At 62.8% G+C, this 15,897-nt stretch carries 16 protein-coding genes; 2 read left to right on the top strand and 14 right to left on the bottom strand.

The window, feature by feature from the left end; translation table 11 throughout:
- Window positions 1-18 precede the first annotated feature (18 nt).
- The 12 genes from MKK84_RS01890 to MKK84_RS01835 form a co-directional block, all read right to left on the bottom strand.
- On the bottom strand, window positions 19-1,542 hold the full coding sequence (locus MKK84_RS01890; protein WP_243916345.1) for a glycosyltransferase family 61 protein: 1,524 nt from the start codon (window positions 1,540-1,542) through the stop codon (window positions 19-21).
- 89 nt (window positions 1,543-1,631) lie between these two features.
- A complete protein-coding gene (locus tag MKK84_RS01885) occupies window positions 1,632-2,162 on the bottom strand; it encodes a GNAT family N-acetyltransferase (RefSeq protein ID WP_243916344.1) in 531 nt (176 codons plus the stop codon).
- 415 nt (window positions 2,163-2,577) lie between these two features.
- Window positions 2,578-3,297 (bottom strand): hypothetical protein, encoded by a 720-nt coding sequence (locus MKK84_RS01880; RefSeq protein ID WP_243916343.1) that lies wholly within the window; start codon window positions 3,295-3,297, stop codon window positions 2,578-2,580.
- A 71-nt stretch (window positions 3,298-3,368) separates the two neighbouring features.
- Window positions 3,369-4,187: a hypothetical protein gene (locus MKK84_RS01875; RefSeq protein ID WP_243916342.1), complete on the bottom strand. Its 819-nt coding sequence runs from the start codon at window positions 4,185-4,187 to the stop codon at window positions 3,369-3,371.
- Window positions 4,188-5,750, bottom strand: coding sequence for a glycosyltransferase family 61 protein (locus tag MKK84_RS01870; RefSeq protein ID WP_243916341.1), 1,563 nt, complete (start codon window positions 5,748-5,750; stop codon window positions 4,188-4,190).
- Between the two features lie 72 nt (window positions 5,751-5,822).
- Window positions 5,823-6,935, bottom strand: a complete 1,113-nt coding sequence (locus MKK84_RS01865; protein WP_243916340.1) for a DegT/DnrJ/EryC1/StrS family aminotransferase — start codon at window positions 6,933-6,935, stop codon at window positions 5,823-5,825.
- Window positions 6,936-7,085: 150 nt separating this feature from the next.
- Window positions 7,086-7,736: an acetyltransferase gene (locus MKK84_RS01860; RefSeq protein ID WP_243916339.1), complete on the bottom strand. Its 651-nt coding sequence runs from the start codon at window positions 7,734-7,736 to the stop codon at window positions 7,086-7,088.
- A 13-nt stretch (window positions 7,737-7,749) separates the two neighbouring features.
- Window positions 7,750-8,475 carry an SDR family NAD(P)-dependent oxidoreductase gene (locus tag MKK84_RS01855; RefSeq protein WP_243916338.1) on the bottom strand — a complete coding sequence of 242 codons (726 nt, stop codon included), beginning with the start codon at window positions 8,473-8,475 and terminating at the stop codon, window positions 7,750-7,752.
- Between the two features lie 9 nt (window positions 8,476-8,484).
- Entirely contained in the window at window positions 8,485-8,712 is a 228-nt protein-coding gene (locus MKK84_RS01850; RefSeq protein WP_243916337.1) for a hypothetical protein, read from the bottom strand.
- Window positions 8,712-9,749, bottom strand: coding sequence for a 3-oxoacyl-ACP synthase III family protein (locus MKK84_RS01845; protein WP_243916336.1), 1,038 nt, complete (start codon window positions 9,747-9,749; stop codon window positions 8,712-8,714). The genes MKK84_RS01850 and MKK84_RS01845 overlap by 1 nt, the downstream gene beginning before the upstream one ends.
- Window positions 9,742-10,053, bottom strand: coding sequence for a hypothetical protein (locus MKK84_RS01840; RefSeq protein WP_243916335.1), 312 nt, complete (start codon window positions 10,051-10,053; stop codon window positions 9,742-9,744). The genes MKK84_RS01845 and MKK84_RS01840 overlap by 8 nt, the downstream gene beginning before the upstream one ends.
- A complete protein-coding gene (locus tag MKK84_RS01835) occupies window positions 10,019-11,626 on the bottom strand; it encodes an HAD-IIIC family phosphatase (RefSeq protein ID WP_243916334.1) in 1,608 nt (535 codons plus the stop codon). The genes MKK84_RS01840 and MKK84_RS01835 overlap by 35 nt, the downstream gene beginning before the upstream one ends.
- A gap of 176 nt (window positions 11,627-11,802) precedes the next feature.
- On the opposite strand from MKK84_RS01835, the gene MKK84_RS01830 reads away from it, so the two are divergent.
- A complete protein-coding gene (locus MKK84_RS01830) occupies window positions 11,803-13,236 on the top strand; it encodes an SDR family NAD(P)-dependent oxidoreductase (protein ID WP_243916333.1) in 1,434 nt (477 codons plus the stop codon).
- A gap of 32 nt (window positions 13,237-13,268) precedes the next feature.
- Here MKK84_RS01830 and MKK84_RS01825 read toward each other — a convergent pair whose 3' ends face one another.
- Both MKK84_RS01825 and MKK84_RS01820 read right to left on the bottom strand, forming a co-directional pair.
- Complete coding sequence (locus MKK84_RS01825) at window positions 13,269-13,646, bottom strand: hypothetical protein (protein ID WP_243916332.1); 378 nt, start codon at window positions 13,644-13,646, stop codon at window positions 13,269-13,271.
- 243 nt (window positions 13,647-13,889) lie between these two features.
- Window positions 13,890-14,423 (bottom strand): hypothetical protein, encoded by a 534-nt coding sequence (locus tag MKK84_RS01820; protein WP_243916331.1) that lies wholly within the window; start codon window positions 14,421-14,423, stop codon window positions 13,890-13,892.
- 349 nt (window positions 14,424-14,772) lie between these two features.
- Between MKK84_RS01820 and MKK84_RS01815 the strand changes: the two genes are divergently transcribed.
- A complete protein-coding gene (locus MKK84_RS01815) occupies window positions 14,773-15,375 on the top strand; it encodes an acyltransferase (RefSeq protein WP_243916330.1) in 603 nt (200 codons plus the stop codon).
- Window positions 15,376-15,897: the final 522 nt, after the last annotated feature.

Raw genomic sequence — 15,897 nt, 5'->3', positions numbered from 1 at the left:
AACTGAATTCGAAATGTTTTATGAATAAGTGTCGAGCACCCTGTCAAGATAGTCTATGTCGACGCCATAATTGCCATGCGTCAATTCGAGTGACCGGCGCTTTTTCTCACCACCGGAGCGAAACACGTTATGCGTACCCGGGATTGCAAGATAATCACATTGAGCAAACGCGGCGAGACTCGAAAAAATAGAAAACTGAACCGCGAAAGGCGATACTATTCCGAATACGCGGGTTCTGGGACTGGCGAAAATTAAATTCGAAAATGCTGCTCCGATTGGTCCAGCGATATAGTGGGCGCTTCGGAAAGCTTCGACTTGCTGGGCGAAGCTCAGCTGCGCGGGATTTAAAACTTCGAAGCCGTGACGGCGAAAAACTGCCTCCACCTCAGCAGCGTTCGTAATGTTGCGGCCGGCAGATCGACCGAGATATATTTTCCGCTGTAAAGCCGACGCCGGCGCCGGGGCTTGGCTCAGCACCCGCGTTCGCAGCCAGGATAAGCTGGCGTGGTTGACCGCGGCCACCTCCCAAAACGCAATGTCGGGCGTGTCAGGTATGTAAGTCATTACGGAAGGGATATACAGCTTCCTCACATCCAGCCGTTTTCCATGCTCCCGGACTACATGCCCTCGGCCAGGGAAGAGGACCCGCAAAGCCTCAAGTTCCTGGGGAAAGAGGTCAGCACTCAGGATAAGTGGCACCTCAATCGGTATTGAGAGCTTGTCGATTATATAACCTTTTGTAGCGTATTCGATCAAAAAATGAAAGTAGTTTGCGCCACATCGCCCAATCAGAAGAATGCCTGCGTCGATTGCGTGATCAGCGCTAGGGGGAAACCGAGCCAGGACACGATCGCCCGCCGCCCCGAAGCAGTTGATCACAAATTCGCATTGACGACTCGTGTAGCGTAGCCGCGGATCTGCCTCCGGCTCGTAGACCACGAAGGTGGAACGTGCGATCACCTGCGCGAACCCAAAGATGGACGCATCCTCCACCTCGGCGTTCCAGAGTTCCGGCAACGGGATTTGACGCGGCGCGGCAGGCTGTTGGGCGAGAGCGATCTCTGGATCCTTGAAAGCAAAGATACCCGATCCTGCGACGACCTCACGCCTTATCCACGAGACCGAATCCTGGCCGATCCGCACCACTGGATAGGGTGCCCCCAGCCCATCGCTGCGCCCGCCTTGCCGACGTGACGCGTTACTTCTCCGAACCGCGAGGTATCGGGCCAGTGCTAGGGCCGGTCGAAGCTGCAGCCCAGCACCTCGACGGGTCGCGAGTTGATTAATCCGGTAGCGAAAACAATCCGTGATATCCTGACGGTCATGCCCAAGAACCTCTGCCAGAAGAACCAGCAGAGGCGACCAGACGTAGATCAGGGCCTCGGATACCTCGTTCGGCGCGCGCAACGGAGCCGTGGACCAATTCTGCGCATAATGGATAACCGGATCGACGCCTGCCGCGGCAACATCGGGATTGCGTGCCAGGTAAAAATCCGCATCGACGATCCGCCGCGCGATTGCGAGAACGAGGTGCTCAAGCATTAAAATTAGGGTCTGTCATCTACGGTGAACCAAAACAGCGACGGCGATCGACCCACGGCAGATTGACAGCGCTTAGCGTCGCCAGGCGACTAAGCCGCGTGACGAACGGCAGAATGTCGCTCGATCGTCTGCTTCTGCGCCATTCTAAACGCATCGTAGGCATCGCGGGAGAAATGAAAGAAATAATCCTGTTCTCCCGTATCGACGATCTTGGCACCGGATCGAAGGTGAAAGTTGACCACACTCTCGTTCTCACGGCGCACATCAAAATGAGCATGCTCAAAGCCTAGATGCTCGAAACCTAATTCGTAGATTGCCATAGCTGAGTAGCTCGCGAGCCCGACGACCGGCGGAGGCGCTATGATCCAGCTGCCCCAGCAGAAGGATCTCTGTCCATCAATAATTCGGAAATCATACATCCGGACCGTCCCGCGGTCCTGATCGTCCGAGACAATGATAAAATAATATTGCTTACCAGCGGCTTCCTGACTCTTGTATTGAGTGAGCCAAGCAACCTGCTCCGCGATGGTGGTTGGCGGAGCGTTTAAAAACCGGCTCAGCCTGGGGTCGGAGCGCAAACGATAGATGAGGGCTCCGTCGGTGGGCTCGGCGAGCCGCAAGTAGGAACGTCGACGGCTATCTAGCGGCCGTGTCTCTCTCATATGATCTATCGAGCTATTCATGAGAAATGGCTGCACTTCTAAGTCCGGAACGCGACGATCTCCCGGATCCTGGATGATCCTGACACGACCCGCCATCTGAGTCACGTTCGGTTGAAGGAGCCGGTAACTTAAGAGTCGTGCCGGATCTTGTTGCGATTCGGCAGCGATTTAGGCCCTTGCCATTATGCGCTCGCTGGCGCCAAACCGGCATCGATTTCGCCAGAAGCGTTCAAAGGGTATACATTCATTCGACCCGATCAAGCACGGGCTGGCTCCGAACATCCGCGTGCGGTAAACGCACGCTAGAATATCGTGGCCGCCGAATAAAGCGGCGATGTGAGCGTCATCCCTTGCATCACGATCAGTAGCCGCCTCAATAATAGGGCAGGACGGCAGTCCATCTCCCACTGACCGAGCTGGGATCGAATTTGCTACCTTGATCGACCGCCGTGATCCAATGCGGTATATCAAACCGAAATAAAAGAAGATCCCCCTGATCGTGCAAATCTTCCGTTCCGTGCGCTACACCGTTTGCCTCAAAATGCGTGCTTCCGCTGAAGAAATCATATCCTCGTTTAGACAAACCCAGTATCAAGCCGATCCTCTGCGGCTCCAAAGGGTGCGTATGACGACCGAACATACCGCCGCCGCTCGGATATTGGATGATCTGTGGCCTTGCCTTACGCCCACGTTCATCGGGCTCGAAGGAGGCTTGATTGCCCGTGAGGGTATTCTGAAACTCTAGCAAGCGCTCGAAGACATCGAGCAGCGGGTCTTTAACGTCGCCGGAAAGTTCAAGAGGACGATAAAAATTATAAGCGTGATAGACATGTGGCGTCTTCTGACGCGGACTAATACCGGCCTCTATGGAGTGAAAATTGTCATCCACGTAGGTTTGCGGCGGATGCATCGGCGTCTGCCCACCCCAGGCATGCGCCGTATCCCGCAACCTCGTCAATGACGCGGCTGGAAAACAGCCGCTGATGACCGCAACCCCATTCTCCATGACATGCGTGTAAAGATCCGCAATGTCTATGTTTGCCGGCCTAAGCCGGTCCGTTCCAGACAATGCTGCAAAAGTCTCAATTGCCATCAACGAGATCTCCACCAAGTCAAATATTCGACATCCAGAGCATCGGCCGCAAGCCCCGGCAACATTGCTGTTTACAATTTGGTGAAAATCGTCCGATCAGGTAGGACGCGCGATCGAGCAACGGACCATTCGCGTAGATTCAAAACCTCGAGGGCGGCAACGGTCTCTCCGGGATAGCTTGCATTATTCAGCTCATCGAACGCAACGACGCTCCCAGAAACCATGCGGCTCGCAATTGTAGACAATGCAATTTTAGTAGGCTCATATAAGGCGAGATCAAAATAGGCCAACGAAACCAATTGCTCGGGATGATCGAGAAAAAACTGAGGTACGGTCTCCGTCACGTCGCCCTTCACGACCAAGTGTTTCTTGACGTGAGACATAACATTCTCCTGCTCGTGGAGGCTAAGCAACTCGTCGAGATAATCAAAGTAGTTGTCCGACAATCCATAGACGCCTTCTGAAATCGTCGCCGACCGTTTATCATGTTCTCCAACCGCCTTATACCCTTCGAACGTGTCGAATCCGACGATCAAGCGCGTATGATTGTAAGGCTCGTACACGGCCCTTAGGTTCTCGAAAAGAGCCAGCGATTGCCCCCACCAAACACCGAATTCACAAATACAACCTGGTATGCTGATAATCTTCTTGTAAATTTCATCAAGAAAAAGGATCTTCGCAAGGGCACCGCTTCGCAGGAACAGTCCCGTATTGACTAACAATTCCTCGTCTGAGATCGGACGCTGCTTGAACATCTCAAGCATACGCTGCCGGTGAGGCATCTCGGAAGCGTGCAGACGAGTTTGCGATACAGGACCAGTTGCCGACATGATTTCTATCTTTCCGATATTCTTACGAAGATGCATAACAACAACGGCGGCACGGGCCACTCATTGTAGACGCTCTTCAGTCGCCCAAAGCGTGAGGAGGCGTTCGAGCCGTTCAGTATTTATTTCATAGCCGCCCTGCCTCAAGGATATAATATTCTTGTTTAGATGCCTCAGGTCTCGGATACGTCTGTCGCTCAGGAGATGCGTACAGTGCCCACCCATCAGCTCGGTAATATTTTGATAGAGAGATGACGTCACCGCGTATCTGGAACCTAGCCCTAGAACCGCGGTCCCTGACTTGCAAAATACGACGTTCGAAAAGGCGGCCCCGAGGGGGCCAGCGATGTGCGAGGCTCCGGCGAACAGTTGAACCTGCTCGCGAAAAGTTAGCACGCTCGGATCAACAATAGCAAATCCATGACTTGCGAAAACGTCTTCAATAGCCGCTGCGTTGATTATATTCCTGCCTCTCCGCCGTGCGAGAAAGATGCGGGACGTCTCGATCCGTGGCGTGTCGTCCAATTCCAAGGCTTGGTAGGCGCGATCTCGCAGCCACTGCAAGCTTGCGCGCCTGAAACCCTCCTTCTTCCAATCGGTAATTTCGAGAGCATCGGGCAGATACGTCATGAGCGACGGGATGTGCAGGCGCTTGACGTCAAGCCTCTCCTGACTGGAGAGCGCGATAACGGTTCGTTCTGGAAAAAATAGTTCGAGCGCCTCTATTTCCGAGGGGAACAAATTCTCGGGGACGATCAACGGCAAATCACGAGCCAGCCCCTGTCGGCCAATGATATATCCCCTCGATAAATACTCGATGAGGAAGTGAAAATAATTATTACTACACCTCCCGCCGAGAAGTATCGCCTCGTCTATCTTACGGGCTGGTTGACTTGGTATTCGAGCCACAATCTTGTTAGCCTGCGGGGTATAGCAAGTGATGACATGCCGGTGTTGGCCGGCGGCGAACGAAAGGCCTGGGTCGGCCGCTGGTTCGTGAGCCACGAAGTGGCCGTTCGCCGCGATCTGCATGGCGCCAAAAACGTTGGCGTCCCGGACCGTTGCGGACCAGAGCGCGGGAATCGTGACCTCGCGCGGTATCGGTGCTCTATTGGCTCCCCAGACCCGCGGGGAACTGAAGCGGTGCGTCTCCGGCGGGTCGATCTTCGTCACCGATAACCAGGCTCGGTCTTCCCCGATCCGGGCGATCGGAAGCGTGGTGCCGACGATCCGCTGCAGACTCGCAGCGGCAGGCCCGGAACCCATGGCTCGCGTCGCCAGGAGGCGCGCAACCCATCGGGCGAAGCGAAATTTCAGACCCAGATCGCCGCACCAGAGGTCCTGATAATGGGCGACGAAACATTGGACCCAATCGTCGCGTCGTATCGGCAGGAGCACGACCGCCAAGGCGAGCAGAGGCGAGAGCCTGATGATCGCCCGCTCCATGGACGGGTTCGCGGCGCGGATGGGAACGGCATAACCGCATTCGGCGAAGTGTCGGATTGGATCGACGCCGGCCGCGCGGACATCTGGATAGCGGTCGAGATAGTACTCGGCATCCACCAGCTTCCGCGCGAGCAACAGGCTGACACGCGTGCGCAAACCGGATCTGCGGTTGGTGCTCATATCAATCCCTTCGGGCCTTGAGCACTCAGATGCCGGATCGAGGGAGGCCGATCGCTGAGGAGGCGACCGATCTCAGGCTGCGTGCATGGCACCGACGGCTCCCCCCAACACAATGTGGCGGAGGATTTGGCAGATCCGCTCGGCGTCGGCGGTCCCGAGTTCGCCATAGAAGGGTAGACAGAGGACTTGATCGCCGACCCGGTTGGCGACCGGTAGATTGTCGACTCCGCTGTCCGGAAAGTGCCGGTACGGCTCGTACTGGCTGCAGAGCGGATAGAAATAGCGCCGCGCGAAGACATTGTAGTGCTTCAGGCGATCGTACACCTCGTCACGGCTTACACCGGCGGCTCGGTCGATTCGAAGGCAGTAATATTGCAAGCTGTCTACATTGAGATCAAGTGACCGCGAAACGGTGACGCCCGGCAGGTTACCGAGGTGATCCTGGTAGACGTGCGCGAGGTCCAGCCGTTTTGCCTTCTCGGCCGCAACCGCATCCACCAGGCACAGGCCCATCGCGGCTTGGATCTCGTTCATCTTGCTGTTGATGCCGACCGCCTTGACTGTCAACTCGTCGGCGATCCCGAAATTCTTCAGCAGTTCCATCCGCCGCTTCACATCTCCGTCGTTCGTGACGACAGCTCCACCCTCCGCGGTGTGGAAGAGCTTGGTGGCGTGGAAGCTGAACATGGTCGCGTCGCCGTAACTCGCGATCGCCCGGCCGTTGACCCGGGTCCCGAACGCGTGGGCGCCGTCGTACAGCACCTTCAGGTGGTGCTTGCGCGCGATCCGCTCGATCGCCTCCACGTCGCAGGGATTGCCGTAGACGTGAACCGCGAGGATGCCGGTGGTGCGCTCCGTGATCGCCGTCTCGATCCGGGCCGGATCGAGGGTCATGGAATGCTCCTCGATATCAGCGAACACCGGCCGAATGCCATGCCAAGCGAGCACGTGCGGGGTCGCCGCGAAGGTAAAGGGCGTCGTGATGACCTCGCCCGAGAGGTCGAGGGCCTTGACCGCCGTCATCAAGGCATTGGTGCCATTGTTGAACAGCGCAATGTGGCCGTCGCCCAGGTGGGCGTGCAGCCGCTTCTCCAGTTCCACGTGCTGCGGTCCGCCGTTCGAGAGAACGGCACTCTGCCAGATGGCCTCCAGATGCTTCGTGAAGACCGCGAGTTCGGGCAGCATCGGACGAGTCACGTAGATCGGCTGCTCGAACGATCGCGGCTCAGCGCTCATGGAACCTCCTCGCGATGTTCGGACGCGAGGCCGACCATCTGGACAAATCGAATTTAGAGAGACCGAAATGACGTAGCAATCGGGCGGAGCTGAGGCCAATCAGGCCGGTTTCGGCGCCGGGGCAACAATGTCCGTCCGGGGCCAAATCGTCGCGTTGTCGGGCAGGGTGCGCAGGACGTTGCAGCCCATGCCGACCGTCACGCCCTGACCGAGGGTGAGGCCCTGGAGAACCTTGGCGAGCGGCCCGACGAGGCTGTTTGCGCCGATCTTGCATTGGCCGCCGATGAAGGCGCCCGGCGAGATCGTGGCGTTGTCGCCGACAACCGCGTCGTGGCCGACGATGGCCGCCGAGTTCAGCACGCAGAAGCGCCCGAGGCTGGCATCGGCGTTGACGATCACCCCGTGCGCCACGAAGGCGCCGGCGCCGACTGCCACGTCCGGGCTCACGATCGCGCGGGGCGAGACGAGGGCGGGGCAGGGGAAGGCGTGCCGGTCGAGCCAGGCGATCAGCTCGGCCCGTGCCCGGATCGCACGGCGGCTCACGCCGCCGACCGCCAGGACGACGCCGTCGAACTCCGTCCGGTCGGCGAGCAGGGCGTCGAGATAGCCGCGGTAGCGGCCGACCTGGACTTCGGGCGCGGTCGAGTAGGTATCCTCGACCATGTGGCCGAGGGCGCGGGCGATCTCGGCGATCTCCTTGGAGAAGCCGCCGCCGCCGATCAAGGCAAGGCGCTTGGTCTCGGACGTCACTGGCAGCCTTCCATCACAGCGTCGCCCCGCCGTCGACCCGCAGGATCTCGCCGGTCACGTGTCGCGCCTGCGGCGACATCAGGAACGCGATGGCCCCGACCACCGATTCCACCGTCGCGGCCCCCGCCGGGCTGCGCTTCTCCAGCGCGGCCTTGAACTCGTCGCCGTAGAGGCGGGTATGGGCCTGCGTCATCTCGGTGTCGAGCCAGCCCGGCGCCACTGCGACAGCCCGCCGGGGGGCGAGTTCCCGGGCCAGGCCGCGGATCAGCGCGTCCAGCCCCGCCTTCGAGGCGGCATAGGGCACGATTGCCGGCTCCGGGCGCTGGGCCGCGACTGACGAGACGGCGCAGAACACCGCGTCCCGGGTCGAGATCCGGGCATTGCCGAATGCGGCGGCGAACAGGGTCGGGGCGACGAGGTTCGTCTTGTACAGACGCTCGACCTCGTCCACGCCGAGGCTGCGCATGGGTTTGATGAGCTGAACGCCGGCGCAATAGACGAGTCCGGTCAGCAGGCCGCGCTCGGCGACCGCAGCCTGCAGCACGCCGCCGATCGCCCTGAGGTCGGTCACGTCCGCCGCGACCGTCGCGATCCCCGCATCGGCGAGTTCCGCGAGCCGATCCGTACGGCGGGCGAGGGCGGTGACGACCGAACCCTGGCCGGCGAAATGCTCGGCGACCGCCCGGCCGATGCCGCTGCTGGCGCCGACGACGAGGATATGACCCGCGGAATCCGCCATCGCCCGGCCTCAGGCGGCCAGCTTCGCGCCGGCCATGGCCAGGAGGTCGTCGGTGGTCGCGGCCTCCGCGATCCGCGCCGGCTCGACCTCGAGGCCCAGCGTGTCGAACAGCGCCATGATGTTGAGGATGCCGAGGGAGTCGAAGGTCTCGATCTCGGCGAGCTTCTGACCGCGCGCGAGCGGCCCCGGCTGATCCAGGATCGCGCCGAGCTCATCCAGGAACCCAGCCTCGGTCATCACGCGATCTCCTCGAACTTCAGGACGGGCGGGGCGTAGATCCGGTCGGTGCTGAGCGCGCACGCGCCCCAGCTCAGGCCTACGCCGAACCCCGCCAGCACCGCCCGCAGGGGCCGGTGCGCAAAATCCTCCGCCAGGAACCCCGAGATCGTGCCCGGGATCGAGGCGGAGTTCTGGTTCCCGTAGACGGATTGCGTGCCTGAGGGAAGCTTGCCGTCGTCGAGGCCCAAGCGCCGCTGCAGGTTCTTCAGGATGTACTTGTTGGGCTGGTGCAGGACGTAGAAGTCCGGATCCTCCGGCTTCAACCCCGCGGCCGCCAGGATGTCGGTGACCAATCCGGGCACCCGCTTGAGGGTGAAGTTGAACACCTGCGCGCCGTCCATATTCATGGAGGCCGGCTTATCGGCATCCTCGGCATCGCGGCGCAGACCGCTATGCGGGATGAACAGGGCCTTCTCGCCCGATCCGTCGCTGTGAAGCTGGAACACGCTCTCGGTCGCGCGCCGCTCGACCAGCACGGCGGCGCCGGCATCGCCCATGATCGGCGTGATGGAGCGGTCGTCCTTGGCCACCATCCGGCTCGCCACGTCGCCGACGCAGAGCAGGATCCGGTTCAGGCCCGATTCCACGAGGCTGTAGGCCACCGAGAGCCCGTACACGAAACCGCTGCAGCCGAGCCGCATGTCGAAGCACAGGGTGTCGGTGCGCATCCCGAGCCGGTGCTGTAGGCTGATCGCGGTGGAGGGCGAGCTGTAATCAGGCGTCTGCGTGACCAGGATCAGCCCGTCGACATCCTCCGGCTCCAGGTCGAGGCCGGCGAGGAGGTTTTGGGCGGAATGCAGGCAGAGATCGGCCGTCGTCGTGTCGTCGCGCACGACCACGTGGCGCGTGGTGAAGCCCATCGCGCGCTTGAGCCGCTCGGCCTCCTCCGGCGCTAGGCCGAGACCGGCCGCCTCGGCGTCGAAGGCCAGCGCCCGGCCGCCGACCGTAGTGACGAGACCGGAAAGACCGGCGTTCCGGAAGCGCAGCTCAGCCACGGGCGACCGCGTCCGCCACGTAATCGAACCAGTTCTGGAGCCGCCGCAGGGGCGAGCGGGTGCTGTCGAGGATGCTTTCGTCGGCGAGCGGCACGTAATGGCCCACCGTCTTCTCGACCTCGGATTCCGTCTCGAGCAGCAGTTCCACCACCGCGAAGGAGTCGATCCTGTCGAACAGGTCATCCTCCGGGCCGAGTGCGCTCAGATCAGGGCGGCCCCAGGTCTCGATCAGACGATCCAGGGTGGCGCGGGCCGCGGCGGCCGCGCTCTCACTCCGCGACGATGTGGATGTAGGGGGTGTCATCCGGTCCTCGTGTCAGTCGGTACGTCTTGCCCTCGGGGCCAGCGCTGAGGGGTTCGAAGCCGTTGTCGTCGAGGAAGCTCTCGACCATCCGGTTCTTCGCGCTCGGGCTATACCGGGCCTTCAGGTCCCGATCTCCCTCCTGTCGGCAGACGTGGCGCAGAATTTGGGCCTCGATGCGGCGTCCGAGGGCCCGGCAGCTCATCAGGAACGTCTCGAGCTCGCCGCCCCGGACGATGGCGACACCGACGATGCCCATGTCGCCGAACCGGTCGACTACCCTGGCCGCGTAGACGCCGCCCTCCTGCATGGCGGTGGCGACCTCGTCCTCGGTGTAGCGCCGCGTCGTCAGATTGAACTGGTTGGTCTTGTTGATCAGCTGCGTGACCCGTCGCAGGGACCCCGGGTTGTTGCGGGCGACGTGCACCCGGATCTTGAGAGAGGCGAGGTAGTCGTCCATCGACGCGGCGGAGCGCTGCAGTTCCTGGCGCTGGGCTTCGCCGCGGTACTGCTCAGTCTTGGCCAGATCCTCGGCGGTGACGTTCCGGGCGCGCAGCGACGCAATCCCGTCGAGGAGGGTGAGCGCCTGCTCGGGGCGCGTCCGGTCGAACAGGTGGCACTCGACCCCGGGGAGCCGGGCGCGGACCTCCTCGATCTCGAAGGGGTTGTCGTCGAGGAAAATGAAGCTGTCGAGGCCGAGGTTCAGGGTCGCCGCGAGGTCGCGGATGTTCTCGCTCTTCTCCGTCCAGTTGCTGCGGTAGGCTACGAAATCGTCGAGGCGGAGCGGCATCGCGCGCTGGGTGAAGACCGCGCGGAAATCCTCTTCGTTGTTCTTCGTCACGGCGCAGAGCAGGATTCCGAGACCCTTCAGGCGCAGGAGCTGGCGCTGAAGCTGGGTATGGACGATCCCCGGATAGTCGCTGTCGACCTCTAAGTTCTCCACGCCGTCCTCGCCGACGACGCCGCCCCAGAGGGTGTTGTCGGCATCGACCACCACCACCTTGCGCCGCGCCCGCAGCCGCGCTGCGATGGCGTCGGCGTAGCGCTCGTTGAGCGCGTCTACTGCGGCCAGCGCGTAGGGCATCTGGTACATGTACCGGTTGCGCTCGCGGAAAGCGTTGGCGAAGCCGAGCAGCGCCAGGGCGCCAGCGGCATCGACGACGCTGACCCTTTCCTGCGATCGGGCGAGGTCGAACAGTACCGCGTTCACTCGCGCCAGCGCCTCCAGCTGGTCGTGGAGGTCGCTCTCGACGGACGAGACCGGCACGAACGGCACGGTGTTGAGGATAACGGTGCCGGGTGCCCGGACGAGCCGCGCCGAGACCAAGTCGGCGAGGCCGCGCGCGCGGGCGACGGCCGCCTCACCCGGGGCGACGTCGAAGAACCAGCGGTGGTCGAGATGCACGATCAGGACGTCGGCGGCGGCGGGACCTGCCAGTACCTGCTCGATCTGTCCGATGGGGAGATGCTCGCACGAGACCGCCGCGAGATCGGCGAGGCGGCTGGCCACTTTCCCGAATGGGTTGGTGACCACGTTTCCGACGAAGCCAATCGAGAGGGCGCGAGCCGTAGTCATCCTCGATACCGGTCCTTGAGACATCCTGGGGATGCCTGCCCCCCGGCGAACGACCGGCCCCTTCCTGTGCGTGCGAGCGCCGTCCTCTTGCGAGATCCCCTGTCATAAAGCAAGGGGCTGGACCCGGGATCCGGCCGCGACCATCTGGGGCAGGGCGCTCGACGAGGAGCTTCGCGATGGACCATGCCTCCCCGGACTGCGATCCCGCTATGATGCGCGTCTGGACCGAAGCGCACCAGATCGCGTTCGCCCGCGCCACCGGCGACGTAAACCCGATGCACATGGATGCGTGGGTGGCTCGGCGGACGCTCGCGGGCGAGCGGGTCGTCCACGGCGTCCACGCAGCGCTCTGGGCCCTCGAGACTTGCGCGGCCCTGCACCCGCTGAAACAACTCGCGACGCTGCAGATGCGGTTCGAGCGCTTCGTGCTGGTCGGAGACCGAACCGCGGTGACGATCCATGAGGCAGGCGCGCAGCAGATGCGCCTGTCCCTGTCGGTAGACGGGGTCCGCGCGCTGACGATTCAGGCCGCGTTCGCCGCCGAGCGGCCACCGGCCAAACCGGTCGAGGCCGCGCAGGCCGCAATCCCGGCGGAGCCGATCGTGGTCGACCCGGCGGCGATCAGCGGACTGGCCGGGGCGTTCAGGCTCCCCAATCCGGAGGCGGTCGTCGCCCTGGCGCCGCGTCTCGCACAAGCCATCGGGCCGAACCGGGTGGCGGCTCTGGGCGGCCTATCGACCCTGATCGGCATGTTCGTGCCGGGGCTGCACTCGATCCTCTCGAAGATCGACGCGACGCTGACAGGCCAGGCCGATGGATCGAGCCTCTCCTATGCGGTGAAGCGGTTCCAGCCGATGCTCCAATCGGTAACGCTCGAGGCCGAGGGCCCTGGCCTCGCGGCACGAGTGGAGGGCTTCGTCCGCCCGCGCCCGGTCGAGCAGGAGACCTTGCGCGACCTCGCGGCGCTGGTCCAGCCGGCCGTGTTCTCCGACGTGTCCGCCCTCATCGTCGGCGGTTCGCGGGGCCTCGGCGCAACGACGGCCAAGCTGATCGCCGCGGGCGGCGGCGCCGTCTGCATCACGTACGCGTCCGGCGCGGATGAAGCGGAGGCGGTGGCCCAGGAGATTCGGGACGGCGGCGGGCGCTGTCAGGTCATCCAGTACGATGCCGCGCGGCCGGTCGCCGAGCAGCTCGGATCCCTGGAGATCGCACCGACCCAGCTCTACCACTTCGCGACGCCCCGCATCTTCCGGCAGAAGCGCGCGCTTTTGGAGCCGGCCTGCCTTGAGGAAATGATGCGGATCTACAATTACGCCTTCTACGAGCTGAGTCTGTTCTGCCTTGGCCGCGGAAATTCGCTGGCCGCCTTCTATCCCTCGACCACCGCCATCGACGAAGCGCCTCGCGACACCCTGGAATACGTGATGGCGAAGACGGCTGGCGAGACGCTCGCAGCGACGATGGCGCGGACGATCCCGAACCTGACGACCGTGATCGAGCGCCTACCGCGGGTGCGTACGGATCAGACCGCTACGATCTTCCCGGTCCCGGCCGCGGCCCCGAGTGCCCTGATGCTGCCGATTATCCGGCGGATGTCGTCGCTCACCTAACGGGAGGTGGGCGATAGGGAGTCGCGCCAGGGTCAGCGCGCCGTCGCCGCCCCCGCCGCGCCCACGGAACTGGACAGAGCGTCGTTGCCGCCCTGGACGCCGGCGGTGCCGAGCGGGTTGCCGCGCGTGTCGGTATTGAGATTGGGATCCTGCTGGATGAGCCCGCCGGGGGCGGGATCGAAGGGCTGGACCGGATTGTTCGCCTGCAGGCCGCCGCCGAACGGCACCACGAGCCTGCTGGGTCGGACGGAATCCTCGCACAGGCCCTGGCAGATCGGCTCGACCAAGTCGGTCTGCTGGCAGATCGGCCGCATCACGCCCTTGACGCAGGCGCACCGGCAGGCCGCCCAGGTCTGGGTCGGCAATAGGACGGCGCAGAGCAGGATCGTCGACCGCAATATCGACCGCATAGCGGATCGCCTCTGGTAAAGCCGCGCAAACACGGCGGCGACAATAGGGTAACAGGCTCGCGAACCGGTTGCGAGGTGGGGCCGCCTGCACGACAAACGCGACCTCAGAGACTCGTTCGGCAAATCAGAACCGGACCGATACCAACCGCCTTTCGGTCGGACATCGTCGTTTCCCGAAAACCGGATCCCCTTTCTTCGGCACGATGCTTTAACGCTGCGCGCCTCAGAAACGGCCGCTCCTCGTCACTCCGCCGCGGCCGTTTCCGGGTGCTCGGCCTCGTCGCCGGCGTCCTCGTCGCCGGCATCCTCTTCGACCGGATCGGCCACGAGATCCCGGTCTGCAGCGGCCGAGAAGAAATCGCCCTTCCGGACCGCCTCGCCGCTGGTCACCATCATGCTCAAGTAGGTGTTGAGCGTGTTCGGCGCGACATCGGACAGCCGCTCGGCAATCTCGGCATGCGACAGGCCCTGTGGCCCCGCCGTGCCAAGGAGGGCCTTGAGGCGGCCCTTGGCCGAGTTCGCCCGCGGACCGCGGGCCCCTCGTCGGCCACCCTGTTGGGACGCGCCGCGCTCACCGGCGGCCGGCCGCGAACCCTCCGAAGCCGGAAGGGCAGCGATATTCTCCAGCGGGACGCCCTCCACGATCGAGGTTAGCGCGGCTTCGGCAGTGCGGAGCTTTGTTAATTCCGCCGCGAGCCGGTCATAGTCGTTCTGTAAGGCGGCCCGGCGCGCCCGGACGTCGGCCAGCGCTTTCGTCAGCGTGTTGTCCTCGGTCACCGGACAGCCTCTTGATCTGATGTCGCTCTCAATGCCGGTCATACGGCACAGGCCCTTCGCGGCGTCAACCGCGCGCAGGCGGCGCTTTCATGAGCCAGGACGTTCGCGACCTACGCAATGGCGGTTCGGTTGTAAGGCCCATGCTCCATGTCATAGAAACATCGAGACAGTTATCGGCCGGATGCAAGGCCATCCGGGCCTCCGCGAAACCCCGACCTTTTCAGTCGGGTCATAACGAAGACCGCAGCTGCCACGAGGGACGACGGATGCCCAATCGCGGGCTCGACGCGCCGCGCCCCCGCCAGCCGCAGGGGCGATCAGGTACCCGCGCAACACCGCAGAGCATCGGATGCATTTAAATATATACGATCAAGGAGAGAATAATGTTATCGATATCGATTCCCGCGACCAGCAAAATCACGCCGGAAAAATCTACATAAACGGCGACAATAATTACATTCGGATAGGACGCGGGTGCGTGTCAGATAAGGACATGCATATTGTCATCGAGTCGAATTGCCGGTTTGACATCGGCGAGGATGTACGGCTCTCGATGGCCAACATCTATGTCGGCCCGAGTTCGGTGCTCCGCATCGGCGACAGGACGGGTTTCACCGGTTTGGTCCATCTCAACCTGATCGAGGCCAAGGCCATCGAGATCGGCACGGACTGCTCGATCGCATCGGGCGTCTGGATGACGACGAGCGACTTTCACTCGATCATCAGTCTGGAAACCGGGGCTCGGCTGAACGTGGCTAAGCCGGTCCACGTCGGCAATCATGTCTGGATCGCCAATCAGGCCTCCCTCCTCAAAGGTTCGGTGATTGGCGATAACGCGATCATCGGCGCACATGCAGTCGTCACCGGGACGGTGCCTGCCCATTGCGTTGCCGCCGGCAACCCAGCGCGCATCGTGCGGGACAACGTGACGTGGCGCGCGGACCTGATCTGATCACCGAACCGGTACCATGCTCCTGCGCAGCAAGCGGCTAATTTTGAGCGCGGCGCTTCGCTGACGGGCATCGGTCGTCCGGAATGGTTTACCCCATGCGCGCGTTCCGATAGGGCGGTAGCCCGCCGACGCGACGCCCCTCTTCGACCCAGCCTGCGCCACCTCATGCTCACTCGAGCTCTCAGTCTCGACGAATGCGGCATACGCCCCTGCGCCGAGCCAGCGTCCTCCGCGTGGGCGGGCGCTGTGGACGCAGGACCCGGCCCCCGTGCGGAGTGGGTCGCTGCAATCGCGCACAGGGACCCCGAAACTGAACCGTCGCACGCGGCGGGATCGGTGCTGTGATGCGGCTGAAAGCTCTGTACCCCCGCGGCTCGGTCCTGGGCTGGGTGCGGGCCAGCGGCAATCCGTTGCTGCGGCGCCTGACCGGCCCGACCCTGCCGGCCGCCGACGATCTCGCCAGCGCCGACGCGCAGATCGCCGCGCTCACCCCGCATGTCGACGCCGCCTTCTACGCCACGT

It is taken from the genome of Methylobacterium sp. E-065 (assembly GCF_022829605.1).
Classification (GTDB): Bacteria; Pseudomonadota; Alphaproteobacteria; order Rhizobiales; family Beijerinckiaceae; genus Methylobacterium.
Note: the sequence above shows the minus strand (reverse complement) of the source record. Positions and strands in the feature narration are given on the sequence as shown.